At 68.0% G+C, this 25,451-nt stretch carries 26 protein-coding genes and 1 tRNA gene; 16 read left to right on the top strand and 11 right to left on the bottom strand.

What is annotated here, in order from left to right; translation table 11 throughout:
• Window positions 1-58 precede the first annotated feature (58 nt).
• On the top strand, window positions 59-265 hold the full coding sequence (locus tag DVH23_RS06130; RefSeq protein WP_114576552.1) for a hypothetical protein: 207 nt from the start codon (window positions 59-61) through the stop codon (window positions 263-265).
• A gap of 19 nt (window positions 266-284) precedes the next feature.
• On the opposite strand, the gene DVH23_RS06135 is transcribed toward DVH23_RS06130, so the two are convergent.
• On the bottom strand, window positions 285-746 hold the full coding sequence (locus tag DVH23_RS06135; RefSeq protein WP_114576553.1) for a hypothetical protein: 462 nt from the start codon (window positions 744-746) through the stop codon (window positions 285-287).
• Window positions 747-848: 102 nt separating this feature from the next.
• Between DVH23_RS06135 and DVH23_RS06140 the strand changes: the two genes are divergently transcribed.
• Genes DVH23_RS06140 through msrA form a run of 3 tightly spaced genes read left to right on the top strand, consistent with a single transcriptional unit; the run spans window position 849 to window position 2,811 of the window.
• Window positions 849-1,511, top strand: coding sequence for a 2,5-diamino-6-(ribosylamino)-4(3H)-pyrimidinone 5'-phosphate reductase (locus DVH23_RS06140; protein WP_114576554.1), 663 nt, complete (start codon window positions 849-851; stop codon window positions 1,509-1,511).
• A 48-nt stretch (window positions 1,512-1,559) separates the two neighbouring features.
• On the top strand, window positions 1,560-2,219 hold the full coding sequence (locus DVH23_RS06145; RefSeq protein ID WP_114576555.1) for an HD domain-containing protein: 660 nt from the start codon (window positions 1,560-1,562) through the stop codon (window positions 2,217-2,219).
• A 43-nt stretch (window positions 2,220-2,262) separates the two neighbouring features.
• Complete coding sequence (gene msrA, locus DVH23_RS06150) at window positions 2,263-2,811, top strand: peptide-methionine (S)-S-oxide reductase MsrA (RefSeq protein ID WP_114576556.1); 549 nt, start codon at window positions 2,263-2,265, stop codon at window positions 2,809-2,811.
• 50 nt (window positions 2,812-2,861) lie between these two features.
• Here msrA and DVH23_RS06155 read toward each other — a convergent pair whose 3' ends face one another.
• Entirely contained in the window at window positions 2,862-3,500 is a 639-nt protein-coding gene (locus tag DVH23_RS06155) for an NAD(P)-dependent oxidoreductase (RefSeq protein WP_114576557.1), read from the bottom strand.
• 278 nt (window positions 3,501-3,778) lie between these two features.
• Between DVH23_RS06155 and DVH23_RS06160 the strand changes: the two genes are divergently transcribed.
• Window positions 3,779-5,062: an MFS transporter gene (locus tag DVH23_RS06160; RefSeq protein WP_114576558.1), complete on the top strand. Its 1,284-nt coding sequence runs from the start codon at window positions 3,779-3,781 to the stop codon at window positions 5,060-5,062.
• 18 nt (window positions 5,063-5,080) lie between these two features.
• Here DVH23_RS06160 and DVH23_RS06165 read toward each other — a convergent pair whose 3' ends face one another.
• Entirely contained in the window at window positions 5,081-5,920 is an 840-nt protein-coding gene (locus tag DVH23_RS06165; RefSeq protein ID WP_114576559.1) for an aldo/keto reductase, read from the bottom strand.
• Between the two features lie 114 nt (window positions 5,921-6,034).
• On the opposite strand from DVH23_RS06165, the gene DVH23_RS06170 reads away from it, so the two are divergent.
• From DVH23_RS06170 to DVH23_RS06190, 5 genes are all read left to right on the top strand, one after another.
• Complete coding sequence (locus DVH23_RS06170) at window positions 6,035-7,063, top strand: Gfo/Idh/MocA family protein (protein ID WP_114576560.1); 1,029 nt, start codon at window positions 6,035-6,037, stop codon at window positions 7,061-7,063.
• Between the two features lie 92 nt (window positions 7,064-7,155).
• Entirely contained in the window at window positions 7,156-7,446 is a 291-nt protein-coding gene (locus DVH23_RS06175; protein ID WP_114576561.1) for a hypothetical protein, read from the top strand.
• 49 nt (window positions 7,447-7,495) lie between these two features.
• Window positions 7,496-7,717, top strand: a complete 222-nt coding sequence (locus tag DVH23_RS06180) for a hypothetical protein (protein WP_114576562.1) — start codon at window positions 7,496-7,498, stop codon at window positions 7,715-7,717.
• 45 nt (window positions 7,718-7,762) lie between these two features.
• A complete protein-coding gene (locus tag DVH23_RS06185; RefSeq protein ID WP_114576563.1) occupies window positions 7,763-8,134 on the top strand; it encodes a cupin domain-containing protein in 372 nt (123 codons plus the stop codon).
• A 118-nt stretch (window positions 8,135-8,252) separates the two neighbouring features.
• Window positions 8,253-10,307 carry a DEAD/DEAH box helicase gene (locus DVH23_RS06190; RefSeq protein WP_114576564.1) on the top strand — a complete coding sequence of 685 codons (2,055 nt, stop codon included), beginning with the start codon at window positions 8,253-8,255 and terminating at the stop codon, window positions 10,305-10,307.
• Between the two features lie 6 nt (window positions 10,308-10,313).
• Here the strand turns inward: DVH23_RS06190 and DVH23_RS06195 are convergent, their stop codons facing one another.
• Window positions 10,314-10,571, bottom strand: a complete 258-nt coding sequence (locus tag DVH23_RS06195) for a pro-sigmaK processing inhibitor BofA family protein (RefSeq protein WP_114576565.1) — start codon at window positions 10,569-10,571, stop codon at window positions 10,314-10,316.
• A gap of 89 nt (window positions 10,572-10,660) precedes the next feature.
• Here DVH23_RS06195 and DVH23_RS06200 point away from each other — a divergent pair.
• A tRNA-Pro gene (locus tag DVH23_RS06200) sits at window positions 10,661-10,733 on the top strand.
• 262 nt (window positions 10,734-10,995) lie between these two features.
• Here the strand turns inward: DVH23_RS06200 and DVH23_RS06205 are convergent.
• The 4 genes from DVH23_RS06205 to DVH23_RS06220 form a co-directional block, all read right to left on the bottom strand.
• Window positions 10,996-11,808, bottom strand: a complete 813-nt coding sequence (locus DVH23_RS06205; RefSeq protein ID WP_114576566.1) for a manganese catalase family protein — start codon at window positions 11,806-11,808, stop codon at window positions 10,996-10,998.
• Between the two features lie 181 nt (window positions 11,809-11,989).
• On the bottom strand, window positions 11,990-12,655 hold the full coding sequence (locus tag DVH23_RS06210) for a helix-turn-helix domain-containing protein (protein ID WP_114576567.1): 666 nt from the start codon (window positions 12,653-12,655) through the stop codon (window positions 11,990-11,992).
• A gap of 136 nt (window positions 12,656-12,791) precedes the next feature.
• On the bottom strand, window positions 12,792-13,406 hold the full coding sequence (locus DVH23_RS06215) for a VOC family protein (RefSeq protein WP_114576568.1): 615 nt from the start codon (window positions 13,404-13,406) through the stop codon (window positions 12,792-12,794).
• A 45-nt stretch (window positions 13,407-13,451) separates the two neighbouring features.
• On the bottom strand, window positions 13,452-13,898 hold the full coding sequence (locus DVH23_RS06220) for a DUF2391 family protein (protein ID WP_114576569.1): 447 nt from the start codon (window positions 13,896-13,898) through the stop codon (window positions 13,452-13,454).
• A 195-nt stretch (window positions 13,899-14,093) separates the two neighbouring features.
• Between DVH23_RS06220 and DVH23_RS06225 the strand changes: the two genes are divergently transcribed.
• Both DVH23_RS06225 and DVH23_RS06230 read left to right on the top strand, forming a co-directional pair.
• Window positions 14,094-14,837: an ABC transporter ATP-binding protein gene (locus DVH23_RS06225; protein ID WP_114576570.1), complete on the top strand. Its 744-nt coding sequence runs from the start codon at window positions 14,094-14,096 to the stop codon at window positions 14,835-14,837.
• Window positions 14,834-16,093 (top strand): ABC transporter permease, encoded by a 1,260-nt coding sequence (locus DVH23_RS06230; protein ID WP_114576571.1) that lies wholly within the window; start codon window positions 14,834-14,836, stop codon window positions 16,091-16,093. The genes DVH23_RS06225 and DVH23_RS06230 overlap by 4 nt, the downstream gene beginning before the upstream one ends.
• Window positions 16,094-16,168: 75 nt before the next feature.
• Here the strand turns inward: DVH23_RS06230 and DVH23_RS06235 are convergent, their stop codons facing one another.
• From DVH23_RS06235 to DVH23_RS06245, 3 genes are all read right to left on the bottom strand, one after another.
• The gene (locus DVH23_RS06235; protein WP_114576572.1) at window positions 16,169-16,717 is read right to left on the bottom strand and encodes an NUDIX domain-containing protein; all 549 of its coding nucleotides are present in this window, start codon (window positions 16,715-16,717) and stop codon (window positions 16,169-16,171) included.
• 104 nt (window positions 16,718-16,821) lie between these two features.
• A complete protein-coding gene (locus DVH23_RS06240; protein ID WP_114576573.1) occupies window positions 16,822-18,273 on the bottom strand; it encodes a right-handed parallel beta-helix repeat-containing protein in 1,452 nt (483 codons plus the stop codon).
• Between the two features lie 404 nt (window positions 18,274-18,677).
• Window positions 18,678-20,030 carry a hypothetical protein gene (locus DVH23_RS06245; RefSeq protein ID WP_114576574.1) on the bottom strand — a complete coding sequence of 451 codons (1,353 nt, stop codon included), beginning with the start codon at window positions 20,028-20,030 and terminating at the stop codon, window positions 18,678-18,680.
• Between the two features lie 303 nt (window positions 20,031-20,333).
• Between DVH23_RS06245 and DVH23_RS06250 the strand changes: the two genes are divergently transcribed.
• The 3 genes from DVH23_RS06250 to DVH23_RS06260 all read left to right on the top strand — a co-directional run bounded on the left by DVH23_RS06250 (window position 20,334) and on the right by DVH23_RS06260 (window position 25,384).
• Entirely contained in the window at window positions 20,334-22,121 is a 1,788-nt protein-coding gene (locus tag DVH23_RS06250) for a DUF6541 family protein (RefSeq protein ID WP_114576575.1), read from the top strand.
• Window positions 22,122-22,399: 278 nt separating this feature from the next.
• A complete protein-coding gene (locus DVH23_RS06255) occupies window positions 22,400-23,323 on the top strand; it encodes a hypothetical protein (protein WP_114576576.1) in 924 nt (307 codons plus the stop codon).
• A gap of 213 nt (window positions 23,324-23,536) precedes the next feature.
• A complete protein-coding gene (locus DVH23_RS06260; RefSeq protein WP_114576577.1) occupies window positions 23,537-25,384 on the top strand; it encodes a hypothetical protein in 1,848 nt (615 codons plus the stop codon).
• The last annotated feature ends 67 nt before the right edge of the window (window positions 25,385-25,451 follow it).

The following is a 25,451-nucleotide window of genomic DNA, read 5'->3' on the forward strand; positions in this document are numbered from 1 at the left end:
CGCCGAGAGGGGCCGAGAGCTGCGCTATCTTCAAGGACCGCCGGCACGAGGGGAAGTCATGGAACGGGTCGGCGCGGCGCTTGGCGGACTCGCAGCCGTCGCCGCCGTCTTCGGCGGGATCGTCGTCATCCGGGTCCTGACCCGGGCGCTGTACGCGGCGGTCTGGTTCGCCGAGACCGTCGCGGTCTTCGCCTTTGCCTGTTTGCTCGGCTATCTCGTGTATCGAATCCTGCTCGGGACGAGCGACGACCCGCGGCGCAGATAGCGGGCGATAGCCGCCCGCGCTACCGGCTCCGGCGGTCTGGAACGGCGAACAGCCCGCCGAGCCAGCCGGCCAGCGCCAGCATGACGGCTCCGGTCGTCCCGGCGATGGCGACGGGTTCTCGCTGTGTGGTCCCGAGAAACACGCTCGCGGCGACCGCAAGCGAGAGGGTTCCCACGACGGCGAGGGCACCCGCCGCACCGAGTCGCAGGCTCGAGACCTCCCGCCCTCGAGCCAGCCGACGGATCCCGGCGGCGGCCGCCGCGGCGACCACCCCCAGCCCGACCAGGTAGAGGGCGAACGAGATCCGGTAGACGGGCGCGGCGCCGAAGCCCACCTCGAGGACGTCGAACCCGACGACGACGAGGTAGGCGGGGAGCTGAAGCGGCGCGGCCTGGCTGGCGGCGCCGAGGCCGTAGAGGGCGGCCAGAATCACGGTCGCGACGAGTGCGTCCCGGGCGAACGGGTGCCGGGAATATGCCATACGAAAGATTATATATCTATCATTATAAGCGTACCGGCAGCGGGGGGTGCCGGGTCGGGGATGACGCGGTGGCTTCTTTGTGCCCGCCGACGGACGCCCGTCATGCACGTCGTCGTCAACGCCGCGATGAGCGCCGACGGGAAGCTCTCGACGGTCCGGCGCGAGCAGGTGGCGATCAGCGGCCCCGAGGACTTCGCGCGCGTCGATCGCCTCCGGGCGGGAAGCGACGCCGTCGTCGTCGGCGTCGGCACCGTGCTCGCCGACGATCCCCACCTCACGGTGAAGGACGCGGATCTCCTCGAGGAACGGATCGCGGCCGGCAAACCCGCCCAGCCCGCCCGCGTGGTCGCCGACTCGCAGCTCCGGACGCCGACCGACGCCCGGATCGTCGACGACGCCGCGTCGACGTACCTCCTGACCACCGAGGCCGCGGGCGCCGAACGGCGGGCCGCCTATCCCGAGAGCGTCGAGTTCGTCACCGCAGGAGAGGAGCGGGTCGATCTCCTGCGGGCGTTCGCGGCCTTAGCTGAGGCGGGCATCGAGGACGTGATGGTCGAGGGCGGCGGCGAGTTGATCTTCTCGCTCGCGGAATCGGGTCTGGTGGACGAGCTCCGGACCTTCGTCGGCCCCCAGCTGATCGGCGGCCGCGACGCGCCGACGCTCGCGGACGGCGAGGGTTTTCTCACCGAGTTCCCGTCGCTGTCACTCGAGGACGTCGAGCGCCTCGACGGCGGCGTACTCCTCTCGTGGACGGTCGAGCAGTAGCACGACAGGGTTCACAACGGTTATCGGCCCGACGGTCGATCCCGCAATATGAGCTCCGAGGCCGACGGACTCCGCGAGACCGCGCGGAGTTACTTCGCGGAGTACGACCCCGGACCGGCCCACGACTGGCACCACGTCGAGCGCGTCAAGGCCCTCGCGGATCGGCTCGCGGCGGGGCGGGAGGCCGACGGCCGGAAGATCGACGAACGGGTCCTCCACGCCGCTGTTCTCCTCCACGACATCGGACGGGGCCGGGAGGACGCGGGAGAGATCGAGGATCACGCAGCATGGGGCGCGAGCGAAACACGGGACGTTCTCGGCGAGCGCGAGGGATTCGACGCGGAGCGCACCGAGGCCGTCGCCCACGCGATCCGCGCTCACCGCTACTCGAACGACGTCGAACCCGAGACCGTGGAAGCGCGGCTGCTCTCGGACGCCGACAACCTCGATGCCCTCGGCGCGATCGGGATCGCCCGCGTCTTCGCCTACGGCGGCGAGACGGGAACGCCGATCCACGACCCCGACCGCCCCGTCGAGGCCGACGACTCCCCGGCAGGCGAGACGGGGACGAACCACCTTCGGAAGAAGATCCTCGCGCTCCCCGAGCGGATGTACACCGACCGCGGCCGGGAGGTAGCCGAGCAGCGCCGGGCGTTCGTCGAGGACTTCCTAGAACGGCTCGAGGCGGAGGCGACCGGCGACCGATAGGCGGGGCGATAGGTCTTTCCGCGAACGGACCGTATCGGATGCCATGGAACGAGCGACGTTCGGCGGCGGCTGTTTCTGGTGTACCGAGGCGGCGTTCGAGGAGATCGAGGGCGTCGAGAGCGTCACGTCGGGGTACGCCGGCGGCCACACCGACGACCCCACCTACCGCGAGGTCTGTGCCGGCAACACAGGTCACGCCGAGGTCATCCAGATCGAGTACGATCCCGACGCGATCAGCTACGAGGAGCTACTCGAGGTCTTTTTCACCGTTCACGATCCGACCCAGCTGAACCGCCAGGGCCCCGACGTCGGCAGCCAGTACCGCTCGATAATCCTCGCCCACGACGACCGCCAGCTCGAGCTCGCCAACTCGTACGTCGAAGCCCTCGAAGAAGAGGGCGGCTACGACGATGAAGTCGTCACCGACGTTGAGCACCTCGAGACGTTCTATCGCGCCGAAGAGAAACATCAGGACTACTTCGATAAGAACCCCACCGACGCCTACTGCTCGATGCACGCCCAGCCGAAAGTGGAGAAGGTCAGAGAGAAGTTCGCCGAGAAGGTACGCCGGGGGGCAGAAGCCGGCGACTGATCGACTCGCCGGAACCGGGAGAGACGACTCGTTTCGCCGTCCCCGACGAACTACTCGCCTCGTGCCGGGGCGACTTTCGGCATCTCACGGACGTAATCGTCCGCCTCGAGCCGGTCAAGCAGACACCTGGCGACGTCGGCTCGGTCTACCGCCTCGAAGCCGAGTTTCGGGTCGCCGATCCGGTAGTCGCCGTCGGGGTCGCCCTCGCCGAGTCGGGGCACCCGAAGGATCGTCCACTCGAGATCCGTCGCTCGGACCCGGCGGGCGTGTTCGGCGGCGTCCTCGAGGGCGTTGCGGGCGAGGAGCTTCAACAGCACGCCCATCACCCGTCCGCCCAGCGAGATCGATTCTCCCTCCTCGCGGACGCCGGCCCCGACGAGGGTCACCAGGCGGGTGACGCCCTCCTCGGCCATCGCCTCGACGATGTGGTCGCCGGCGACCGCGAGCAGGTCGTCGGGCGAGCCCTCCCCTTGGCCGAGGACGCTCGCGACCGCGTCCGCGCCCCGCACTGCCTCGGCGACGCCCTCGCCGGTGTAGGCGTCCCCTTCGACGACGGTCAACCGATCGTGCTCGAAGCGAAGCTTCCCGGGGGAACGGGCGTGGGCGACGACCTCGTGTCCGCGCTCGATCGCCTGCTCGCAGAACGGGCGTCCCGTACGGCCGGTCGAACCGAAGACGGCGATTCGCATACCCCGCGTTCGGGCGCTGTTCGCTTATACGTTCGATTCCGACTCCTCGAAGCAACGGCCGAGATCCGAGAAGGCTCACCCGATCGCGGTGCTCTCGGAGTCGGGTTCCCCGATGATCCGTTGTGGTTCTCGCGAGTCGTCGCTCGGGATCGCCGCGAACACGCTCTCGACCGTCTCCGGGAACTGACCGACGGGATTGCTCGAACGCCGGCAGTACGACGAGGTCCCCCGCAGGTCGATTCGAAAGCCTCTTTGAACCGACCGCGACAGGACTCCGCGTGAACGACGACCGGGCCCAGTTCTGGGCGCTGTATCTCACCCGCTTCGCCGAGGGCTTCGGCTTCATCGCCCTCGTCACGCTATTGCCGTACTACATCAACGAACTCGACCCCTCGGGGACCACGGTGCTCGGAGTCTCGATCAGCGCGGGGCTGATCATCGGGATGTACACGACCGGGTTCACCATCGCCCAGACGGTCGCCGTGGTCCCGCTGGCGTGGGCCGGCGACCGCTTCGACAAGCGGACCGTCCTGCTCGCCGTCGTCGGCCTCGGCGCGGTCGTCTACGGCCTCTTCCCGCTCGTGGACTCGAGTGCCTCGCTGATCCTGATCCGTGCCCTCCAGGGGGTCGCCGTCACCGGCGCGGGACTGATGACGCTCTCGCTCGTGGGTCAGATCGCCGAGAGGGGCACCCGCGCGAACTACATCGGGAAGGCCAACGCCGCGAGCTTCTCGGCATCGATCTTCGGCAGTCTGGGCGCAGGAGGGATGTACGGCGCCTTCGGCTTCGGGCCGATATTTGGGATCATCGTCGCGATCGTCGTCGTCGCCTGGCTGGCCTGTCTGGGATACCTGGAGGAAGACGAGACCCGGATCGAGGGCTTTCCGTTCACGGGACTCGCCTTGAACCGGAGGATTCTCACGCTCTCGACCTTCCGCTTTCAGTACGCCTTCTCGGTTACGCTTGTTCGCAACTGGGTCCCGATCTTCGCCGGCGTGACCGCCGCCCAGGGTGGGCTCGGCTACACCACTAGCGGGCTCGCGGTCGCACTGACGGTCACCGCGGAGAAGTTCACGAACATGCTGTGCCAGCCGTTCACGGGACGGCTCTCCGACGGCTACGGCCGCGCGCTGTTCGTCTTCGCTGGCGGGGGCGCCTACGGCTTGGTCGCCCTCGCCGTACCCTTTGCACCAGCGGTCGGCGCCGAACTCGGCCTCCCCGCCTCCTACCCGCTGTTCGGCGATCTCTCCGCTGCCTTCCTCCCGCTGGTCGCGCTCTCCGGGTTACTGGGAGTCGCCGACAGCTTCCGCGAGCCCGCAAGCATGGCGCTGTTCGCTGACGAGGGGACGTCGGAGGGCGGCGTCGCCTCGAGCTTCGGCATCCGCGAACTCGTCTGGCGCCCGGGGAGCGTGATCGCGCCGCTGCTCGGCGGCTGGCTCATGGTCGAGGTCAGCATGGCCTCGGTGTTCTACGTCGGCGGCGCGTTCGCGCTGGCCGGCGTCGGGACGTTCCTCCTCGTCCTGATCCACTTTCACGGCGCGCAGGCGCTGACCCGGTGGTAGCCGTCTCGAACCGGCGTCTCAGTTCGAGCCCGCGTCCGTGAGCCGCTCGACCTCCTCGTCCGACAGCGAGATCTCGGTGGCTTCGAGGTTCGATTCGAGGTGGTCGACGCTCGAGGTCCCCGGGATCGGGAGGATCACGTCCGAGCGCTCGAGGAGCCAGGCGAGCGCGATCTGGCGGGTCGTCGCGTCGTGGTCGTCGGCGACCTTCTCTACGGCATCGACTCCGTCGATGTCGTCGCCGTTGATCGGCGCCCACGGGATGAAGCCGATGCCGTACTCCTCGCAAGCCTCCAGAACGTCGGATTCCTCGCGGTCGCCGACGTTGTACCGGTTCTGGACGGTCGCGACCTCGACGTGGTCGCGGGCGGTCTCCAACTGTTCGACGCTGACGTTCGAGAGCCCCACCTCGCTTACGAGCCCCTCGTCTTTGAGTTCCCCAAAGGTGGTCACCGACTCCTCGAAGTCGGTGTCGGGGTCGGGTCGGTGGAACTGGTAGAGGTCGATCGTGTCGGTCCGGAGCCGGTCAAGCGAGCACAGCACCTGGTTGCGGATGTAATCGGGGTCGCCGTGGGGGAGCCAGTCGCCCTCACGATTTCGGAGCAATCCGGCCTTGGTGGCGACGAGGACGTCCTCGTCGTCGCCGATGGCCTCGCCGATCAGACGCTCGCTGACGCCGGGGCCGTAGGAGTCGGCCGTGTCGATCAGGTCGACGCCGGCCTCGACGGCGTGCTCGACGACCTCGCGGGCCGCGTCCTCGTCGTCGGGCGCGCCGATGATGTCTTCGCCGGTGAGTCGCATCGCGCCGAATCCCAGGCGGTCGACGGTACGGTCGCCGATATCGAAGGTCCGATCTGTCATCACCTGCCGTAACCCCGGCGCGGGGAAAACGGTTGGCCAGGCGGCAGGGCCGTCCGCGTCCGGCGGGAGCCGTCGAGCCGAACGTTGATGGCCCGCCGGCGCCAGGCTCCGCCCATGACCTGGCGATTCGTCGGCGCGAACTTCGACCAGATGCACATGAACACGAATCTCGAGTGGCTCGCCGACCACCCCGACTGCGAGGTCGTCGCTCTCTGCGACGAGGAACCGGAAACCTCGACGGGATCTTTCGAGCGGGCGGTTTCCGACCTCGACCTCCCCGACGATCGGGTCTACGACGACCTCGATCGCTGTCTCGAGGCGAGCGCGCCCGACGTCGTGGTCGGCTGTCCACGAAACTCCTTACACGCCGAGTTCGTCGAACGGGTCGCCGCTTACGACGTCGGGGTCGCGATCGAGAAGCCCCTCGCGCACAGTCTGGAGGATGCAGACCGAATGCTCGAGGCGATGGCCGACGACCTCTTCGTGGTCAACTGGCCCGTCGCCTGGGACCCGGTGAAACACGAGGTCAAACGGCTCGTCGAGGAGGGGACGATCGGCGAGATCATCGAGGTCCAGTACTACGGCGGGAACGCCGGCGCCCCACCCGAGGGAAGCTGGTTCTACGATCCCGACGCCGGCGGGGGGTCGATGGCGGACTACCTCGGCTACGGCGCGACGTTCTCGACGTGGTTCCGGGGCGGCGAACTGCCGAAAGCGGTCTATGCCGACGCCTACGTCCCCGAGGACCTCGCGGTCGACGTCCAGAGCTCGACGAGCTGCCGGTACGAGGAGGGACTCTCGACGCTCCAGACGACCTGGCGGCTGCTCACGAACCCCTGGGAGATCCAGCCCCAGCCGGCGAAGGGCTACGAACTCGTCGGCAGCGAGGGCGCGATCAGTACGCGCGAGCGCGGGGTTCCGATCCGGGTCACCACCGAGGAGCGCCCGGAGGGGTATGCGGTCGAGCCCGCGCCCCTCGAGGCGCGATACGAGACCCTCGCGACCTATCTCGTCCACTGCCTCGAAACCGATTCGGAGCCACAGGGGCCGGCCGACCCCGCCTTCTGCCGGGAGGCCCAGCGGATCGTCGAGACCGCCCGCCGGAGCGTCGAGCGGGGCGAGCGGCTCGCGCTTGCCGAGTAGGTAGACAGTGTCCGACGACCGAACCGGTGGACGTAAGCGACCTTGTGTGTGCAAGAGACACCGTTTCCCCCGGCTCGTCCGTAGGCGGACACATGTCCGATTCCCGTGATGATCCGACGGAGACGACGACCGAGAGCCGGGAGCAGGCCGCCGAGGAGAGCGCCTGGATGGTCCAGAACTCGATCCGGATCGGGGTGTTCTCGATTCTCCTGGTGGTGGTCTTCACGCTCGGACTCATGCAGGCGACCGGACTGGTCGACGTGCTCGCGCCGATCGCCGACAGCGAAACCGGCCAGTGGATCGCCTTCGGCGTCCTCGCGGCGGCCGCCGCCGCCCTCGGCGTCTGGGCCTGGGGCTCCTCCAGGGAGAATCGCGGGTCGTAGCGGACCGAGCGTCGATACCGTTTTGCGTTCCCCGTCCGAACCCCCCTCCATGCGGGGCTACCTCGAGTCCGACACCGCCTTCTACGTCGCCGTCGGCGGCTTCATCACGGCGCTGTTCGTCCTCGGACTCGGAACCTTTGCCGTCACCAACCCCGAGAGCCTCCGCGGAACCGAGATCGTCGGCTTCGTCGCCGGCTTCGGGCTGTTCATGGCGGTCTACTTCATCTCGATCCTCGTCCACCGCCTCGAGGACGGGTTCGACGTCGAGTGACCGACGATCCCGAAGGGTTTCGTCGATCGCCCCCCGAGGGGTGATATGACCGATCCCGAGCCGGTCGTCCGCCGAGAGAGCGAGATCGAGTACGAGGGCGTCGATGCCGCCGCCGGGCTCCGGAAGGGCGTGCTCGTGGACGAAACGGACGGCGCACCGACGTTCGCGCTCCGGCGCTTCACGCTCGAGGCGGGCGCCGAGGTCCCGAAACACACGAACGAGGTCGAACACGAACAGTACGTCCTCGACGGCGAGTACGTCGTCGGGATCGAGGGCGACGAACACGAGGTGAGCGCGGGCGACTCGCTCCTGATCCCCGCCGGGGCCGTCCACTGGTACCGAAACGAGGGCGACGAGCAGGGCGCGTTCCTCTGTGCGGTGCCAAACGGTAACGACGAGATCGAGCTGGTCGAGTGAGTCGGCCGGGATCGACCGGCGGCCGAGACGTCGCGGCTGCCCGTCTCGCGTGTGATCCGTTGGAACGGGACGTGGAGAGTCCGAACCGCTGAAATACCGCCGGATCATAGGAACGGGCGTGTCGAAGCAGGTCCAGCGCGTCGAGACCCTGTTCTGTCACTGGATCGGTGGCGACTACCTCGTCGTCGCCATCCGTGACGGAAAGCGGCTGTTCCGGGCGAAGCTCGGGCTCTCGGAGACCTCCGCGGGTCCGCGCCCGACGAAGTTCCGGCTCAAGGACGGGTCGAGCGAGGAGCCCCGCCAGCCCGACGAGTTCGTCGAGATCGCCCGGCGAGCCGACCGGATCCGGATTTCCGAGCAGACCCCGCCCGAGGCGCGGACGGACCTCCAGGAGATGTTTACGGGCTACCAGCTCGAGGCGACGGCCGTCCGGACCTGTCGGTACTGTGCGAGCGAGGGAAAGTATTCGCCGGTGACGACCGAGACGGCGATCAGGGACGACGACGACTGGATCTGTCGGGACTGTGCGAGACGGGAGTTGGAGCGAGAGCTCTCGTATGCGGGCAACGTGACGAGTGCGGCGAAGGATCGACTGGAGGAGCTGATGGACGAGGTCCAGGACCTAGAGCGGATCGTCAACCTCCTCCAGGGCGACCTCGACCCCGATCTCACGAAGTTCGATACCATCAGTGCGACGACCGAGGACGTCGATCCCGTCGGCGTCGAGTCGCTCGATCTCGAGCCCGAACTCCAGAAGCTTCTGGAGGGGCGGTTCGATACCCTGCTTCCGGTCCAGAGCCTCGCGGTCGAGAACGGCCTGTTCGAGGGAGAAGACCAGCTGGTCGTGAGCGCAACCGCGACCGGGAAGACCCTCGTCGGGGAACTCGCGGGGATCGACCGCGTCCTGCGGGGCGACGGAAAGCTGCTCTTTCTCGTGCCCCTGGTCGCGCTGGCCAACCAGACCTACGAGGACTTCGAGGACGAGTACGGCCACCTCGTGGACGTCACCCTCCGGGTCGGCGCCTCCCGGATCAACGACGACGGCAACCGGTTCGACCCCGGCGCAGACGTCATCGTGGGCACCTACGAGGGGATCGACCACGCCCTGCGGACGGGCAAGGACCTGGGCGACGTCGGGACCGTCGTCATCGACGAGGTCCACACCCTAAAGGAGGACGAACGGGGCCATCGCCTCGACGGACTCATCTCGCGGCTGAAGTACTACTGCGAGCAGCGGGCGGCGCGCGCCGAGGGCTACGGCGGTGCCCAGTGGATCTCCCTCTCGGCGACCGTCGGCAACCCGAAGCAACTTGCTGGAGCTCTGGAGGCCACCCTCATCGAGTTCGAGGAACGCCCGGTCCCCATCGAGCGCCACGTCACCTTCGCCGACGGCCAGGAGAAGGTGCGCGTCGAGAACAAACTCGTCAGACGCGAGTTCGACACCGAGTCCTCGAAGGGGTATCGCGGACAAACGATTATCTTTACCAACTCGCGGCGGCGCTGTCACGAGATCAGCCGGAAGCTCGAGTATGACGCGGCGCCGTACCACGCCGGGCTGGACTACAAGCGCCGCAAGACCGTCGAGCGGAAGTTCGGCGACCAGGAACTCGCGGCGGTCGTCACGACCGCGGCGCTGGCGGCGGGAGTCGACTTCCCGGCCTCGCAGGTGGTCTTCGACTCGCTGGCGATGGGCATCGAGTGGCTCTCGGTCCAGGAGTTCCACCAGATGCTCGGGCGAGCCGGTCGCCCGGACTATCACGACGAGGGCAAGGTGTACGTCCTCGTCGAACCCGACTGCTCGTATCACAACTCGATGGAGATGACCGAGGACGAGGTCGCCTTCAAACTCCTCAAGGGGGAGATGGAGTCGGTGATGACCCACTACGACGAGGCCGCCGCCATCGAGGAGACCCTGGCGAACGTCACGGTCGGGGGGAAGGCCACGAAACGGCTCAACGACCGGATGCTCGGCTCCGTGCCGACCAAACACGCCCTCGGAAAGCTCATCGAGTACGGGTTCATCGAGGGGCTCAAGCCGACGCCGTTGGGCCGGGTCGTGACCGAACACTTCCTCTCGCCCTCGGAGAGCTTCGTCCTGCTCGACGGCATCCGGAAGGGATCCCACCCCTACGACCTCGTCGCCGACATCGAACTCCGCGAGGAGTACGAGTAGGTCGGCTCAGGGAACGAACGCGACCCCGAACGCCGAGAGCAGGAGTACGAGGACGGCGCCGGGGAACCCGCCGAGGGCGACGACGACGAGCGCGACCGGCGTCACCGCGACCGAGACGCCGAACACGGCCTGGGCGACGAGGATCGTCAGGAGTCCGACGACCGCGTTGACGATGAACGGTTTGACCGCCCGGATGATCGTTGCCGCACCGAGAAAGAAGGCGAGAACGAGCACCAACAGGCCGATCTCGAGGCCGGTAACCATATCCGAGATAGCGACGAGGCGGCCAAATGCGTTCGGGTTTCCCGGCCGGAGCGAAACGCTTTACCTACCGACGCGCGAACCCCGTGTACGGGACCGTGGGTTAGTCTGGTATACTTCGGGCCTTGGGTGCCCGTGACCGCGGTTCAAATCCGCGCGGTCCCACTGATTCTGCGACGAACGAACGTGAGGAGCGAATCAGTCACGACCCGCGGATTTGAATCAGGGACCAGCCTGCTGCGACCGTGGTTCAATATCCGCGCGGTCCCACGTACTCGCCGCAGGCAACTCCGCGAACGGCAAGTACGTGTCGAGCGCGGATTTGAGGGACCGAGGTTCCGCGAGCAAAGCGAACGGTTGTCGGACCTAGTTCAAGATCCGCGCGGCCTCCTCTCGCCGCGAGCACGTCCGCGACGAGTGGACGAGTCTAGTTCACCTCGTTGTGCATCTCCTCGATGACCGCCTCGAGGTCGGCCGTGCCGCCGCCGGGCTGGTCGGTAAAGGAGAACTCGCCCTTGCCGTCGGGGGACTCGCCCTGGGTCCAGGGCATCTCGGGGTCCTCGCGGTCGTCACGGTGGGTGGACATGAACGCGTAGTTGAACTCCTGGTTTTCCTCCTCCTGGGGGAAGCTTCCGGGGATCGGCATGTGGTCCTCGAAGGCCTCCTCGAGGACGACCCGCCACTGGTTCTGGTGCATGGTGTCGCGGGCGATCAGGTAGGAAAGCATGTCCTTCATCCCGGGGTCGTCGGTCATCTCCCAGAGCCGCGAGGCGAGCAGCCGTCCGGTGGATTCGGCCATCACGTTCGCCTGCATGTCGGCCGCCAGGTTCCCGCTCGCGACGACGCAGTTGCCGTCGAAGGGGACGCCGTTGCTGTCGACGGGCATCGCGTGGAGTCCCGCCGAGAGGGCCTGTCTGGGCTGGCCACTGTCCATCATCGCCGCGATGACGGGGTCCTCGCGTGCGCGCTCGCGGTCCGCCTCGGGGGCACCCTGGAGGTTCTTCGAGACGGCGGTCGCGAGCATCTCGATGTGGCCCAGCTCCTCGGCCGCGGTCTCCATCAGCATCGTCCGGTACTCCCCTTTGTCCGCGGGGACGGCGAACGCCTGGAACATGTACTGGAGGGCGACGCGCATCTCGCCTTCGGCGCCGCCGATGGCCTGCTGGAGCAGCTTCGCGAACTCGGGGTCCGGTTCCTCGACGGTGACGTCGTACTGCAGTTCGTCGCTGTGATGGAACATCGTTGGTCTCTCCACTCCTATTCACCGGAGTGACACGAGTAGCCACCGTGCTTGCCAGCGAAGAGCCTATATTCGACCCCCCTCGAAAACGCCGATAAGGGGGTTCTGCCCACCGTCTCACGGTTCCAAGGAGTGAGGAACGCGGAACGGGTGCCGTCGGTGAAACACCTCCGGCGACGGTTCAGGGCCCGTGGGCCTCCTCGCCGATGATGACGGTGTTCTCGACGAGGCTCCGGTGGGCCCGCCGGAGGCGTTCGGACAGCGCCTGGTGGGAGATGTCGAACTCGGCGGCGAGGTCCTCGAGATCGGCGTCCCGCGGGATCTCGTAGTACCCCCGCTCGTAGGCCGCCACCAGCACGTCCTGCTGGCCGTCGGTGAGGTCGAACCGGCCCTGGCGGCCGTCGTCGAGGCTGTAGATCGTCCGGATCTCGAGTCCGATCTCCTTCTCCCGGCAGTAGCTGTGGGTCCGCGAGACGGCCTCCCGCGTCGGAAAGAGCAGCCTGAGGCTCCACCCCTCGGCGTCGGCGCGTGCCGAGAGGACGGTCCCGTTCTCCTCGACCAGAATCCGGACGAGGGCGTCGATCCGGGCGACCCACTCCATCCGGTAGAGGCGCTCGGTGCCGAGGTCGGTGACGAGGGAGACCTCGTCTACGGTATCGTCCTCCTCGAAGACCTCGTCGAGCCCCTCCAGATCCGGCGCCTCGACCCAGAGAAACGGCATCACGCGGGCCTCGTCGTCGGCGACCAGCCGTTCGACCTCGCACTCGAGCCCCTCGATCGCCGTCAACGTGTGTTCGAGAGAGAGGTCCTCGAGTGCGAGCCCCACCTCGACGATCGTTCCGCTCATACGGGCGAGTGGAGACGGGGGAACTTCATCCTGCCGGCAAGTGCCGGGCGTCGTCCCACACTACCGACTATACGTTCGTGAAGGTTCTGAGCGATACGGGATGCCGAGAACCTTCACGTAGTTACAGCCAGCAGTATCAGTCGACGCCGCCGACCCCGCTTGCGGCGTCGGGAAAGTCCGCGGGTTCGGCCTCGATCCCGAGCTCCTCGAGGGCGGCCTCCAGGTGCTCGTCCTTCGCGTAGTCGGCACCGGCGTCCTCGCGGATGCGCTGGGTGGTCGCGAGCACCTCCCCGCGGCGGTCGTCGGGGATGGCGAACTTGTCGGTCGAGAGTTCGATCACGAGGCCGTTGTTGTCCTGGGTGTACAGCGACTGGAAGATCCCGCGGTCGAAGACGTTGTAGCCGTGGCCGGCCTCCTCTAAGGCCTCCATTACCGTGCGAAAGTCCTCGGGGGCAAACGAGAAGGCGAGGTGGTGGACCGCGCCGACGCCGCCGCGCTGGGGCCCCTGGTTCGAGGGCCGATCGTCGCTCACGAAGAAGGTGATGATCCGGCCGTCGCCGGTGTCGAAGAAGAGGTGGGTCTGGGAGGGGTCGTCCAGGTTGGGCTGGCGGAGCACCAGGGGCATCCCCAGGAGGTCCCGATAGAACGCGATCGTGTCCTCGGCGTTCGATCCCCAGATGGTGACGTGGTCGGTGCCGGTCGTCCGGAACGGGCTGTCGGGCGCATCGCTCGTGACGGGTTCGTCTGCCATACCCGACGTAGGTCCGCGGGGCGGATATAGCTACCCCGTCGGAGTTCACTTCGAGAAGACGCTGTCGGCGGTCGCCGCGCCGACGACGCTGAAGACGGAGCCCACGCTCACCGCCTTGGCCGACGTCGCCAGTACGCTCTCGCCGGTCTCCGCCGGATCGAGGAACGTCCAGGGGGCGTCGAACAGCAGCGCGAGGATGATCACCGAGCCAAAGGAGACGCCCATGAGCGAGACGAACCTGAGCGGCACGCCGCTGACCTCCCGTTCGACGGTCGGGTCACGGCGCGAATCAGCGGTGTACAGCGTGGCGTAGCCGATGGCGAACACGATACCGACCGTCGCGGCCCCCTGCAACGAACTCATGCTCGCCGCGAGCACCCAGACCTCCTCGGTGACGACGAACGGCCCGGCGAGCAGGAACCCGCCGACGACCTGCTGGGCCGTGTCGGCGAGTCGAAAGCTCGGGGGGCGGCGGGGATGGGGAACCCTCATGCCTGTCGATATCGGCTCCGGGCAAAGAAGCAACCGATAGCTGATTCCCGCGGGCTCCCGATCCACGGGCTACCGAGAGACCGGTCCCGCGGGCTAACCGCCCTCACCACACCACGCTCGCTCCGATGGGGTGGGTCTCATCGGTCCCGAAAGCCCGCAACGAAGGCTTTTCGTCCGTGGTGTGGTAGGAACGCCATGCCGGGAACGCAGTCGGCGGTTTCCCTGACCGACGTCTCCATGACCTACTACCGGGGCGAACCGGTCTACGCCCTGGACGGGGTCAGCCTCGAGATTCCCCGTGGTTCGTACACCGCCATCATGGGGCCCAGCGGCTCCGGGAAGTCGACGCTGATGAACCTCGTCGGCTGTCTCGACACCCCGACGTCGGGACGGGTGAGCATCGACGGACGGGACGCCGGCGGGCTCTCGGACCGGGAACGCACCCGTCTCCGGGGGAGCGAGATCGGGTTCGTCTTCCAGACGTTCAACCTCATGCCCCGGCTGACCGCCCTGGAGAACGTTCGCCTGCCCCAGCTGTTTCAGGACGTACCACGGGGAGAACGCACGGACCGGGCGCGAACCCTGCTCGAGCGGGTCGGGCTCGCAGACCGGACGGAACACTTCCCGAACGAGCTCTCGGGCGGGCAACGCCAGCGGGTCGCGCTGGCTCGAGCGCTGGTGAACGACCCCGCCATCGTGCTCGCCGACGAACCGTCGGGCAACCTCGATACCGAGACCGAAGCCGAGGTGCTCGATCTCTTCTCCGAGTTCCACGAGGCCGGCACGACCCTCGTCGTGGTCACCCACGAGCGCCACGTCGCGGAACGAGCCGACCGGATCGTCCACCTCCTCGACGGCGCCATCGAGCGCATCGAACGGCTCGACGCATCCGATTCGACCGACGGGGACCGGGATCGAAGTTCGGGGGCGGCGCCATGATGGTCCGCGAGAGCCTGCGGCTGTCCTGGCGTGCGATCACCGGACACAAGCTCCGCTCGGCCCTGACCATCGTGGGCATCGTCATCGGCATCGCAGCAGTGATCACATTCGTCACGCTCGGGGCGAGCCTCCAGGCGGGGATCATCGGGGACATCAGCCCGGACGACCAGCGCAGCCTCTACGGCTGGGCCGCGGACCCCGACGTCGAGGGCGGACCGGGAGCCGGCGCCCAGCCGATCTTCAGCGATAGCGATCTGGCGGCCGTCGCCGACCTCGAGGAGGTCGACGCCGCCTACGGCTACGCCCCGGTGGGGACCCGCTCGATCGCGTCCGGCGACCAGCGGCTCCCCCAGGGCGACGGCGTCATCGCGACCGGGCCGTCGTACGTTCGCGAGAGCACGCTCGCCGACGGACGCCAGTTCGAGACGGGGGCACGCGAGGCGGTGCTCAACCCGGCCGCCGCGAGCCAGTTCGAGGAGAACGTCAGCGTCGGCGACGAACTCACGATAACGCTCCTCGGGGGAGGCCAAACCGACGTCGAGGTGGTCGGCATCACCGACAGCTCCGAGGGACTGAGCCCCTTCGAGGGGTTCGAGAACTCGCCGCGGGTGTACGTTCCCACGGACCCCTTCTACGCCGAACAGGTCGGAACGGAGGGCCAGGACACCGGTGACGGCGGGCTTCGGTTCGCCGCGATCGTGATCGAAGCACCCTCCGCCGACGACGGCGCCGTCGACGACGCTCGATCCGCGGCCGAAGCCTACTTCGAAAGCGACGACTCCGACGCCGGCGAGTTCCTGGGCGAGGATCTCGCGGTTTCCCTGGAGACGAGCACGGAACTGCTCCAGCAGCTCCAGGACGTCCTCGAGATCTTCCAGAGCTTCATCGTCGGGATCGCCGCCATCTCGCTGGTCGTCGCCTCGATCGGCATCGCGAACATCATGCTCGTCTCGGTGACAGAACGAACCCGCGAGATCGGCATCATGAAGGCCGTCGGGGCACAGAAACGGGACGTCCTCGGCTTGTTCCTGCTCGAGGCGGTCGTCCTGGGCCTCATCGGGGCCGTTCTGGGGACGGTTCTCGGACTCGTCGTCGGCTATCTCGGGGCCCAGTACATCGATCTCCCCGTCGTCTATCCCCTCGAGTACGTCGTTCTCGCCGTCGCCGTCGGGATCGTCGTCGGGATCGGGTCCGGGTTGTATCCGGCGTGGCGGGCCGCTCGAACGGACCCGATCGAGGCGCTTCGGTACGAGTAACTCGTCGAATCCGCTCTCGTCTTCCCCTTCCCGAAGCTATCGGGACCGCTCGAACACCTGGGGGACGAGCGACGGTCACGACCGGTCGTCCAGCAGATCGAGAAGGGTCTCCATCCCGATCGCACGGAGGTTGTTCTTCTCCGCGGGAAGATCGGCCCGGAGCGCGTCGCGCGTCCACCAGCGGGCCTCTGCCGCGTCGCTTCCCGCCTCGACGGTTCCGGCGGTCTCCGAGCGGAGAACCGCGTAGTTGACCGCGACGTCGCTCTCGCCGCCGTCGAACTCGAGGAAGCCGACGTTCACCGGCGTCAACGCTTCGGGGGCGGCTTCGAACCCGGTTTCCTCCTCGAGTTCGCGGATGGCGGCCTCGCGCGGGGGTTCGCCGGCGTCGATGTAGCCGCCGGGAGTCGCCCATGCGCCGACGTCCCCCGCGGCGCCGCGCTCGATGAGGAGGACCCGGTCGGTGTCGACGACGGCCGTTCGGGCCATCACCCCCGAGTTGTGATAGGCCGTCGTCCGACAGGTCGCACAGTGGGGTCGTGGCCCGTCCTCGGTCGATTGCGTCTCGAGGGAGTCGCCACACTGCGGACAGAACTCGGGTTCGTCGGTGTGAAACGCCCAGACCATGGTCGGATCTTTCCGGGTTTCCGGAAAAGGATACCGACGGGACGGGTGCCTCGAAGATGGTCGGCGAGGGGTATCGAAGCGAGTGCGGGTCGGACCGGACGTGCTCAGAGGTCGGTCGGACAGACATCGTCGTCCGTGTCACTGGGCTGCCCGCTCTCGTCGCTCGAATCCGGTTCGGTCGGTTCCTCCTCGCTCGAATCCGACTCCGGGGGATCGGACGGGATCGATTCGCCGTCCTCGACGCAGTAGACGCCGTCGTTCGAGCCGTCGATGACGGTCTCCTCGGTGACCCGGACGTGCGAGCAGGTGAGCGGGTCGCCCCCGGAGCCGCGAGCCCACAGCGGATATCCTCGGGGAACGTCGTGGAGGATCTCGGTGTCGGCGATCGTCGTCCGGCCGGCATCCGGCGAGATGACGATCCCGCTGTTGGGCCGGTCGCCGCTGATCTCGACGCGCGTTCCCTCGATCCGCGTGCCCGAAGAGCTGTTGAGGACCGCGATCGCGTGGCTGTTGGGCATCGGGGAGGTGATACGAACCGTCGCGTCCCGGATCGTGACGTTCCCGTTGCCGACCTGGATCCCCCGCTGGGAGACGTCCTGGGGACGGGTCTCGTCGACCTCGACGGTCACGGACCGGACTTCGCTGTCGGTCCCGCCGATCCGGAGCGAGACCGGGTTGCTGTTGCTGTAGTGGCCGCCCTCGACGACGATCCGACCCGGGCTGGTGGACGCGTACAGCCCGTGGTTCGGGAAGCCGCCGATCACGCAATCCTTGAATCGGAGAGTTCCTTCCGTCTGGTTCGCGAGCATTCCGTCCGGTCCGCGGGTCTCGCGTAGCCCGCCGGGTTCGGTGTGTGGCGTCTCGTCGATCCAGGCGCCGCCGTCGGGAGCGCGGACGTTCTCGACGAGGCCGGTCCCGTCGGAACCGAGTACGTTCGCCAGGAACGGCCCGAACGTGCCGCTGTCGTGGACGCCACGGACGCGGACGTCGACGATGTCGAGGCGGTCGACGGCGTAGGCCTCGACGACCCGGATCCCCGTCTCGGGGGCGGTCTGGTCGACCTCGAACCCCTCGAACCTGATCCGACGGCCCGGGGTACTCGAGGTGCCGAGCCGGAAGAGCCGGTACTGGGGACCGTCGAACTCGTAGTAGGTCGCCGGGACGAGCGTCGCGTCCTCGCCGACGACGCCGACGTTCTCGAACCCGGTATACCGGAACTGGCTGTCCATGTAGTAGCGCCCGGGCGGGAAGTAAAGCAGCGTGTCGTCGCCCCGGACCGACTCGAGGACGGGCGTGATCGACTCGGTGCCCGTATCGTCGGCTCCCTCCTCGACCATGTCGATGACCGTTCCGTACTCGTCGGCTCGAGGAACCGCCGCCGCGGTCCTCGACACCACCGCGGGGAGTCCGGCCGCCGCGAGGCCGCCGATGGCCGCACGTCCGAGGAAGGTTCGCCGCGAGACGGGGGTTCGTTCCGGTCCGGTACTCGTAGACCGGTCGGATCCGCTCTCGGGGTCGTCGGTGCTGCTCTCCGAAGGGTCAGGTGTGGATCGCATAACGCGACTCCGACACCGGTCCGGCCGTATATTGCTAATCAGGCCCTGGAACGTGAGGAAATCAACACTACTCGGGAGGGGAGACATACGCGAATGACTAACGGTAATACGATGTTTCCGGAGCCCCCGATCCGCTCAAGGAAGAACGTCACTACCCGGGGGACCGTCACCCGCCACCGACCCTCGTATCCGGTGACGGAAGCCGATCGAGATCGAGTCCCGCGTCGCGTTCGCCCGGCAGAAACGGACCAGGCGAGTTCGGGAACGGGGCCGTACCGGTCGCGTTAGACGGGCCCTAAGAACCGCGCCGTAGCCGCCGACGCTCCCGACCGGACCGACGTCTCGCCCTCGCGTGCCAGCACCGCGGCGGGGTCCTCGAGCGCTCCGAGAGCCCGGAACGCGACCTACGCGAACCGCCGGTAAACCCCCTTCGCGGCGTCCCAGACGGGGTAGATCCGGGTGTAGACGACCGTCGGGGTGTTTCGCGCGCCCGCACGGAGCGCGCGGTGGGAGAGCGGGGATCCCGACTCGTCGACGAGGCCGTCGAGTTCCGCCTCGAGGAGCCACTCGAAGAAGGCCCGTTCCGCGGGCGACTGCGGATCGGTCTCGTGGACCCGATCGCGGATGTCGGCCCACATGTAGCGTTCGTCCTCGCCCAGGATCCAGTCGCCGTTCTCGAGACCGCGCTGGATCGCGTCGTAGTCGAGGGCCTCCCGCGGGTAGCCGTGGTCGGTCGGGTCGAGTCCCGACAGCCGGAGGCCGACGGCAGTTCGGTAACACTTCTCGCAGCGGCCGCAGTTGTCCTCGATCCGGACGTTGCAGGTCTGGAGCGGGAGCTCCGGGGCTTCGGTCCGGACGTAGTCGGCGATGCGGTCGATGCGCTCCTGACGGGTGAGTTCGTAGGCGTCGTGGTGCGAGCGGGTGCCGGTCCACCGGACCCGGTCGTCGATGTCGGGCCGGGAGCCCCACTCGAGGTCGACTCCCTCCCAGTGGGTGGCCGCGACGTAGAGCTCGGAGAGCCCGCGGGCGGCCGCCAGCGGGGCACAGAGCCCGAGCAGGCCGAGGCCGTGGCCGACGGAGCTGTACCAGCCGCCGTCGACGTAGCGTTTGAAGTGTGCGAGCAACATCGGATGGTCGAGCATCGAGAGCGCGTTCGACTCGACGAAGGCGGTCTCGAGGCCCCGCTCGTCGGCGAAGGCCGACACCCGCGAACGCAGGCGGTCCCAGGTCTCGTCGTCGCTGGAATCCGTCGTCACCGTCCAACCCCGGATGCTGATCAGGGTCGGCTCTTCCTCGCGGTGGCGGACGTACGAACAGGTCGAGTCGACGCCGCCGGTAAAAAGGAGGCCAGTGTCCGTCGATCCCCTCCCGACCTCGAGAGTCGGTTCGGCGAACGCCCTGGCGTAGAGGTCGCCGCCCTCGATGAAGGGGTAGAGCGAGGCAAGGGTGGCCTCGACCTCGCCCAGCGCCGTCGCGAACGTCCGGTCGACCGTCGCGACGTAGACGTCGGCGCCGGCGGCCCACGCCACCGGACAGACCTGGGCGAGGACGGGGATCGCGAGGATCGCGTCGGGGACCGATTCGATGGGGACGTCGTACTCGGCGCGGAACGGCTCGCCGGTGAAAAACCGCCGGAGCGAAGCGGAGGGGGTCACCGAGCACTCGAGGGTCGTCCCCTCGGCTGCGATCCGGCCGATCCGGACCGCGGGGTCGGGCGGGGGCGTCTCCGGGGCTGGCTCGGTCCGCTGGCCGGACATCTGCGGGGCGGATGGGGACATCGGCGAGAGGAACCGCCAGCGCTGGCCACAAAAGCCCGGTCGACCGTTCACCCGGGGGCCATCGGGTAGGGGAATCGAAACCGATTCCCGACCGGCGGTACGGGTCCGCTACCCGCTCCGGTTCTCGACGGGAGTTCGGTCGGCCGGAGGACGGAGAACCCCGTCGGAGTTGCGTGATGGAGCGACCCGGAGTCGGAACCGGGGGGTAGGAGCCGGATAACAAACCGCAGTGTTGGGGACCGAACGTTCGATGGACGGCATTCGCCCGCGGAGGGAGATCGGATGAGACGGTCGGTCGTCAACTGCGTCCTCGGGGTCGGCTTTTTCGCCGTCGCGGCCGCGCTCCTGGTCGCGAGGGGGTCCCCGCCGACGGGGTACGAGGCCTCGATCTACGCCGGGACGCCGACGGCGACCTGGCTCGGACTGGGGGTCGCGATGGCCGTCGCGGTCGCCATCGCCCTCCTCGCGCGCGGGCTCGACCAGGCCGCCGGGATCGGGCTGGGAGGGCTCTCGGTGACCGCGATCGTCGCCCTTCCCGCCGTCAGGAACTACCGCTTTTCGGGGATGGGCGACGCGCTCACCCACCTCGGCTGGACGCGGGACTTCCTCGAGGGCGCGATGTACCCCCACGAGCTGTTCTATCCCGGCGTTCACGGCATCGCCTCGGCGCTGCACCTCGCCGGCGGAATCCCCGTAGAGCGCGCGCTCTTGCTCGTCGTCGTCGCCCTCTTCGTCCCGTTCGTCGTCTTCGTTCCCCTTGTCGTCCGGGACATGACTGGCGACGGGGCGGCGGTCGGGTTCGCCGCGATCGCCGCCTGGCTCGTCCTCCCGATCAACAACGTCGCGACCCACATGGGCATCCACACCAACTCGAACGCCCTCTTTCTCGTGCCCGCCGTCTTCTTCGCGTTCGTCGCCTACAGCCGCCGCCGAGCCGACCTCGAGGCCCTCCCGTTCGCGATCTCGCCGTTCGGCCTGTTGCTTCTGGCCTCGAGCGTCGCGCTCCTCCTAGTCCACCCCCAGCAGATGGTCAACGTCGTCGTCGTTCTCGCGGCGATCTGTCTCGTCCAGTTCGTCTGCCGCCGGCGCTCGGGAAACCCCGCGATCGCGGGACATAGAACCGCCTACGCCCACACGCTCGCACTGGGCGGGCTGTTCGTCGCCTGGTCGCTCTCGAACGAGCGATTCCGGGACGCCCTCTCGGGGCTGTTCTACGGGCTTGCGACCGCCGGCGTCGGGGCGGGCTCGGAGGTCGGCCAGCGGGGCTCCTCGCTTTCGGAGGTCGGCGGGAGCCTGGGCGAGCTGTTCGTCAAGCTGTTCCTCGTGAGCGCCCTGATCGGCGGCGTCGTGGGTCTGTTCGTTCTCCTGACCTGGCTCGGCCGGACCCGGATCGATAGCGAGAGTCGGGCGTTCGTCACCTACTTCGGGGCCGCCCTCGTCCCCCTGGGGGCGATCTTCCTGGTCTACTTCGTGGGGACGCCGACGATGGCGTTTCGCCAGGTCGGCTTCATCTTCGTCGTGATCACGGTGCTGGCGGGCGTCGCGCTCGCACGCGGCGTCGGCTGGCTCTCCGGGCTGGTCACCACGCCGGGCGCGACCGCCGTCGCCGCGGCCGCGCTGGGCGCCTGTCTCGTCCTCGCTCTGGCGACGCTGTTCGCGAGCCCGTTCATCTACACGCCGACCCAACACGTCACGGACGCACAGGTGAGCGGCTACGACTCGGCGTTCGAACACGGAAGCGAGGAGATCGCCTACGCGGGTTACGGCTTCGGCGTCACCCGCTACGGCCAGGGGCTGTACGGCGTCGAGCGCGACCAGGACCGGCGCTACCGGGCGACGATCGCGGGCACCGTCGAACCCGACCCGTTCGAGGCCGGCGCCTACGGCGAGGCCTACCCGCCCGACCGCTACTACCTCGTCGTCACGGAGTACGACCGCGTCCGCGAACACGAGGTCTACGACGAACTCCACCACAGCGAGGAGGGGCTGGCGGAGCTCGCGACCGACCCCGCGGCGAACGAACTCCTCTCGAACGGGGAGGTCACGCTGTACGCGGTCGAGGATCGCTGACCCCGCTTCGTCGTGACCCGAGCCTCGTGTACTCCCCGTTCACACGGCCGTTGGCCCGTCGCGCCCGCTCTCGACCCGCGATAATTGCCGATTGACGCCGGTAATCGGCTCGTTCCGTTCTTCGTCGGACGACTCTCCGGGATCGCTGTCGGTCTTTCCTTCGGTCGCGTCCGGAGAAACGATACCCGGCCCACAGTTCCTAACGAACCAAAGTCAGTAAAACTTAGAGTCCGTAATAAGGAAAAATTTATGCGGGTAACCCGGTGTTTCCCGGATGCATGCCACGAAAGCAGACGATTACCGAGAGCCGAAACGACGGATTAACGCGGCGTTCGTACGTGCGTTCGCTGGCCGCGGTCGCGGCGGCGACCACCGGCGCCGTCGGGACGGCCGCGGCCGCCGACGGCGCGGACGCCGAACGGATCGTCATCGACCCCGGCGAGGACCGGACCATCAAGGTCGGCGACGGTGAGACCTTCGAGAACCGGGTGATCGACTGCACCGCCGAGGGCGCACGCGTCACGGTAAGCGCGATGGGCACCGACTGGACGATCCGCAACGTCGCGGTCGAGGGCGAACTCGATGTCGGCGCGCCCGGCGCAGTCTTCGGGATCGCCGACACCGGCGGCGGCAGCTCCCGGCTCGAGAACGTCTATCTGGGCGACGGGAGCACCAACGCCGGCGGAGACACGGCCGAAACCGCGATCTGGGTCGCGCCCGATCACTCCGGCAAGCTCGACATCCAGGGGGTCAACGTCCAGCGGTTCCCGGACAACGCGATCTACGCCTCCGCGCCCGGCGGGAAAGGCGGCGGGACGGTCCACATCGACCGCTGTTTCGCGGCAAACTGCCGGGTCGCCCACTACCGGATCGGCTCGGCGGGAAGTACGGTGACGAACTCGAGCGTCCGCCTCGACGACGAGGGGTACGACGGCCGCGGTGTCTGGGTCTGGGCGCCGGGTCCCTGCGAGGTCAAGAACTGCCAGCTCGAGACCGGCGACAACCACTACGCGATCCGCGCGGGCGCGAACGGCAGCGCCTCGTCGGTCTCGGTCACCGACACCGCCTACGACGAGGGCTACCACGGCGGGATCAACGGGGAGGAAAGCGTCGACCTCGGCTCCGGCGTCGAGACCGGCGCCGAGGCGGTCGTTCCCGACGCCGTCCCCACCAGCCCCGGCGAGGCCGTCGGCGACGACTAGAGCAGTAATTCCCTTTTTCTCGCGGCGCTCCGGCTCGAAGTCCGGTCAACGACCGCTTTCGGAACGAAATCGGCTCGCTCGATCGTATAAACGTTCATGATGGAACGTATAAGATCCTGTGTGAAGTCGATCAGATATTAGTTACTATCTATAAATTTTAATCGTCGTACTAAGGAAAGATTTATGCGGGTAACGTGGTGTTACCCGGACGCAATGGCACGCGAACCTGCGGACGAGGAAGAGAGCGATAGCGATGGAACCACCCCCGAGGGCGTCCTCGGACGACGCTCGTACCTGAAGCTCACCGGCGCCGCGACGGCCGGCCTCGCCGGGAGCGCGCTGGCGACGACGGCGGCCGCGGCCGACTACGAGACGATCACCTTGGACCAGGGCGAGCGTCGGGTCATCCGGCTCGAGGACGGCGAGACGTTCGAGAACGTCCTCTTCGACCAGACCGCGCCCGGATCGGCGGCGACGATCGCGGCGACGAGCAGTGACTGGACGATCCGCAACGTCGCCTGGAAGGGCGAGTTCTCCCACCGGGACCGCGCGCTGGGCGTCGCCGACACCGGCAACGGCACCTCCCGGATCGAGAACGTCTATCTGGGCGACGGCGTCGACGGGAGCGTCGGCGGTCAGCGCCACCCCAAGTTCGGTCTCTGGGTCGATCCCGCACACAACGGCCACCTCCACGTCGAGAACGTCTACGTCGAGGGCGCCCACGACAACGCCTTCTACGGCTCGGCGCCGGGCTCGAACTCCAACGGCGGACGCGGGACGATCCACTACAAGGACTCCTACGCGAAGGACTCGTGGGTCTCGGGCTTCCGGATCGCCCGGGGCACCGTCGAGAACTGCACCGCCGTCAACACCGAGTCCGGCCGGAACGGCCGGCCGCTGTGGGTCTGGCCGACCGAGGCCCACGGCGACGCGGTCGAGGTCGTCGACTGTGACTTCGTCGCCGGCCCCTACCCCTACGCGCTCGACATCGGTCGTGACGGCAAGACGACGTCCGTCTCCATGGAGGGGACGAACTACAGCGGCGGCCTCCAGGAACGCGGGACGGTAAACCTTCAGGAGTCGAACAACGGAACCGACCCCGATCCCTCCGTCCCCGAGGGGACGCCGACCAGCCCCGAGGAGGTCTTTGCGGGCGCCACGACGGAGACCACGGAGGTCGCCTCGACGGTCGAGAGCGACGAGGGCGACCCGGCCGACAGCTCCGGGAGCGAGGACGCCGAGTCCACGGAGGCCGAGAACGGGGAATCGGCGGACGCAGCCGGCGGCCTCGAGCACGTGATCCTTTTCGAGGGAAGCGAAGAGAGCGTCACCCGATACGAGTTCGCCGCCAGCGGCGAGGTCGAGGCGGCCAACTACGAGGGAGCGACGATCGACGACGAGGACGCCATCGAGGACGGGGCCGTCCAGGGCGTCGTCGCGAACTGGCGCGACGCCTTCCGTTTCGAAGGAGAGATCGAACAGCTCACGGCCGACGGGCCGGCGACCGTCTCGATCGACGGCGAGGAGGTCGATCCCGCCGACTTCGGCACGGAGCTCCCGAAGACTCTGGAGATCGAGGGCCAGGGGACGCCCGCGAGCTTCGAGGCGACGATCGACGGCACGGTCGAGCAGGAAGGGGAGAACGAGGACGTGACCATCGTCTCGGGGTCGACCATTCAGGGCTCGGTGACCGACGAGAGCCTCGGTTTCCGGTTCTCGGGCGCGCTCACCGACGTCACCTTCGTCGACGGCGAGGCCACGGTCTCGGTCGACGGCGAGGAAGTCGAGGACCCCGGCGGGGACCTGCTTCCCCACGCGCTCGTCGTCGACGGCACCGACGCCGACGCCCCCTCCGCGTACTCCTTCCGGGTGGACGGGACGGTCGAGCGCTCCGACCACCGCGGCGCCTCCATCGACGACGAGGACAGCGTCGACGGCGGGGCCGTACGCGGCGTCGTCGCCAACTGGCTCGACGCCTACTGGTTCGAGGGCGACCTCACTGCCTGTCGCGTCCGCGGCGACGCCGACGTCTCGATCGAGTACAACGCCAGAGACCAGTAGCCGGCCCGGCCCCGGGCCGCCCGTTCGGCGACCCACGGCATGTCACCGATGCCGGCCGGTCGAACGC

The organism is Saliphagus sp. LR7, assembly GCF_003344565.1.
GTDB lineage: Archaea > Halobacteriota > Halobacteria > Halobacteriales > Natrialbaceae > Saliphagus > Saliphagus infecundisoli.

Coding starts and splice junctions, on each gene's coding strand:
- DVH23_RS06140 (WP_114576554.1), top strand. CDS start 849: ATGCACGTCGTCGTCAACGCCGCGATGAGCGCCGACGGGAAGCTCTCG.
- DVH23_RS06230 (WP_114576571.1), top strand. CDS start 14,834: ATGATGGTCCGCGAGAGCCTGCGGCTGTCCTGGCGTGCGATCACCGGA.
- DVH23_RS06155 (WP_114576557.1), bottom strand. CDS start 3,500: ATGCGAATCGCCGTCTTCGGTTCGACCGGCCGTACGGGACGCCCGTTC.
- DVH23_RS06240 (WP_114576573.1), bottom strand. CDS start 18,273: ATGCGATCCACACCTGACCCTTCGGAGAGCAGCACCGACGACCCCGAG.
- DVH23_RS06170 (WP_114576560.1), top strand. CDS start 6,035: ATGACCTGGCGATTCGTCGGCGCGAACTTCGACCAGATGCACATGAAC.
- DVH23_RS06185 (WP_114576563.1), top strand. CDS start 7,763: ATGACCGATCCCGAGCCGGTCGTCCGCCGAGAGAGCGAGATCGAGTAC.
- DVH23_RS06255 (WP_114576576.1), top strand. CDS start 22,400: ATGCCACGAAAGCAGACGATTACCGAGAGCCGAAACGACGGATTAACG.
- DVH23_RS06205 (WP_114576566.1), bottom strand. CDS start 11,808: ATGTTCCATCACAGCGACGAACTGCAGTACGACGTCACCGTCGAGGAA.
- DVH23_RS06180 (WP_114576562.1), top strand. CDS start 7,496: ATGCGGGGCTACCTCGAGTCCGACACCGCCTTCTACGTCGCCGTCGGC.
- DVH23_RS06245 (WP_114576574.1), bottom strand. CDS start 20,030: ATGTCCGGCCAGCGGACCGAGCCAGCCCCGGAGACGCCCCCGCCCGAC.
- DVH23_RS06210 (WP_114576567.1), bottom strand. CDS start 12,655: ATGAGCGGAACGATCGTCGAGGTGGGGCTCGCACTCGAGGACCTCTCT.
- DVH23_RS06235 (WP_114576572.1), bottom strand. CDS start 16,717: ATGGTCTGGGCGTTTCACACCGACGAACCCGAGTTCTGTCCGCAGTGT.
- DVH23_RS06130 (WP_114576552.1), top strand. CDS start 59: ATGGAACGGGTCGGCGCGGCGCTTGGCGGACTCGCAGCCGTCGCCGCC.
- DVH23_RS06175 (WP_114576561.1), top strand. CDS start 7,156: ATGTCCGATTCCCGTGATGATCCGACGGAGACGACGACCGAGAGCCGG.
- DVH23_RS06145 (WP_114576555.1), top strand. CDS start 1,560: ATGAGCTCCGAGGCCGACGGACTCCGCGAGACCGCGCGGAGTTACTTC.
- msrA (WP_114576556.1), top strand. CDS start 2,263: ATGGAACGAGCGACGTTCGGCGGCGGCTGTTTCTGGTGTACCGAGGCG.
- DVH23_RS06195 (WP_114576565.1), bottom strand. CDS start 10,571: ATGGTTACCGGCCTCGAGATCGGCCTGTTGGTGCTCGTTCTCGCCTTC.
- DVH23_RS06220 (WP_114576569.1), bottom strand. CDS start 13,898: ATGAGGGTTCCCCATCCCCGCCGCCCCCCGAGCTTTCGACTCGCCGAC.
- DVH23_RS06215 (WP_114576568.1), bottom strand. CDS start 13,406: ATGGCAGACGAACCCGTCACGAGCGATGCGCCCGACAGCCCGTTCCGG.
- DVH23_RS06165 (WP_114576559.1), bottom strand. CDS start 5,920: ATGACAGATCGGACCTTCGATATCGGCGACCGTACCGTCGACCGCCTG.
- DVH23_RS06225 (WP_114576570.1), top strand. CDS start 14,094: ATGCCGGGAACGCAGTCGGCGGTTTCCCTGACCGACGTCTCCATGACC.
- DVH23_RS06250 (WP_114576575.1), top strand. CDS start 20,334: ATGAGACGGTCGGTCGTCAACTGCGTCCTCGGGGTCGGCTTTTTCGCC.
- DVH23_RS06260 (WP_114576577.1), top strand. CDS start 23,537: ATGGCACGCGAACCTGCGGACGAGGAAGAGAGCGATAGCGATGGAACC.
- DVH23_RS06135 (WP_114576553.1), bottom strand. CDS start 746: ATGGCATATTCCCGGCACCCGTTCGCCCGGGACGCACTCGTCGCGACC.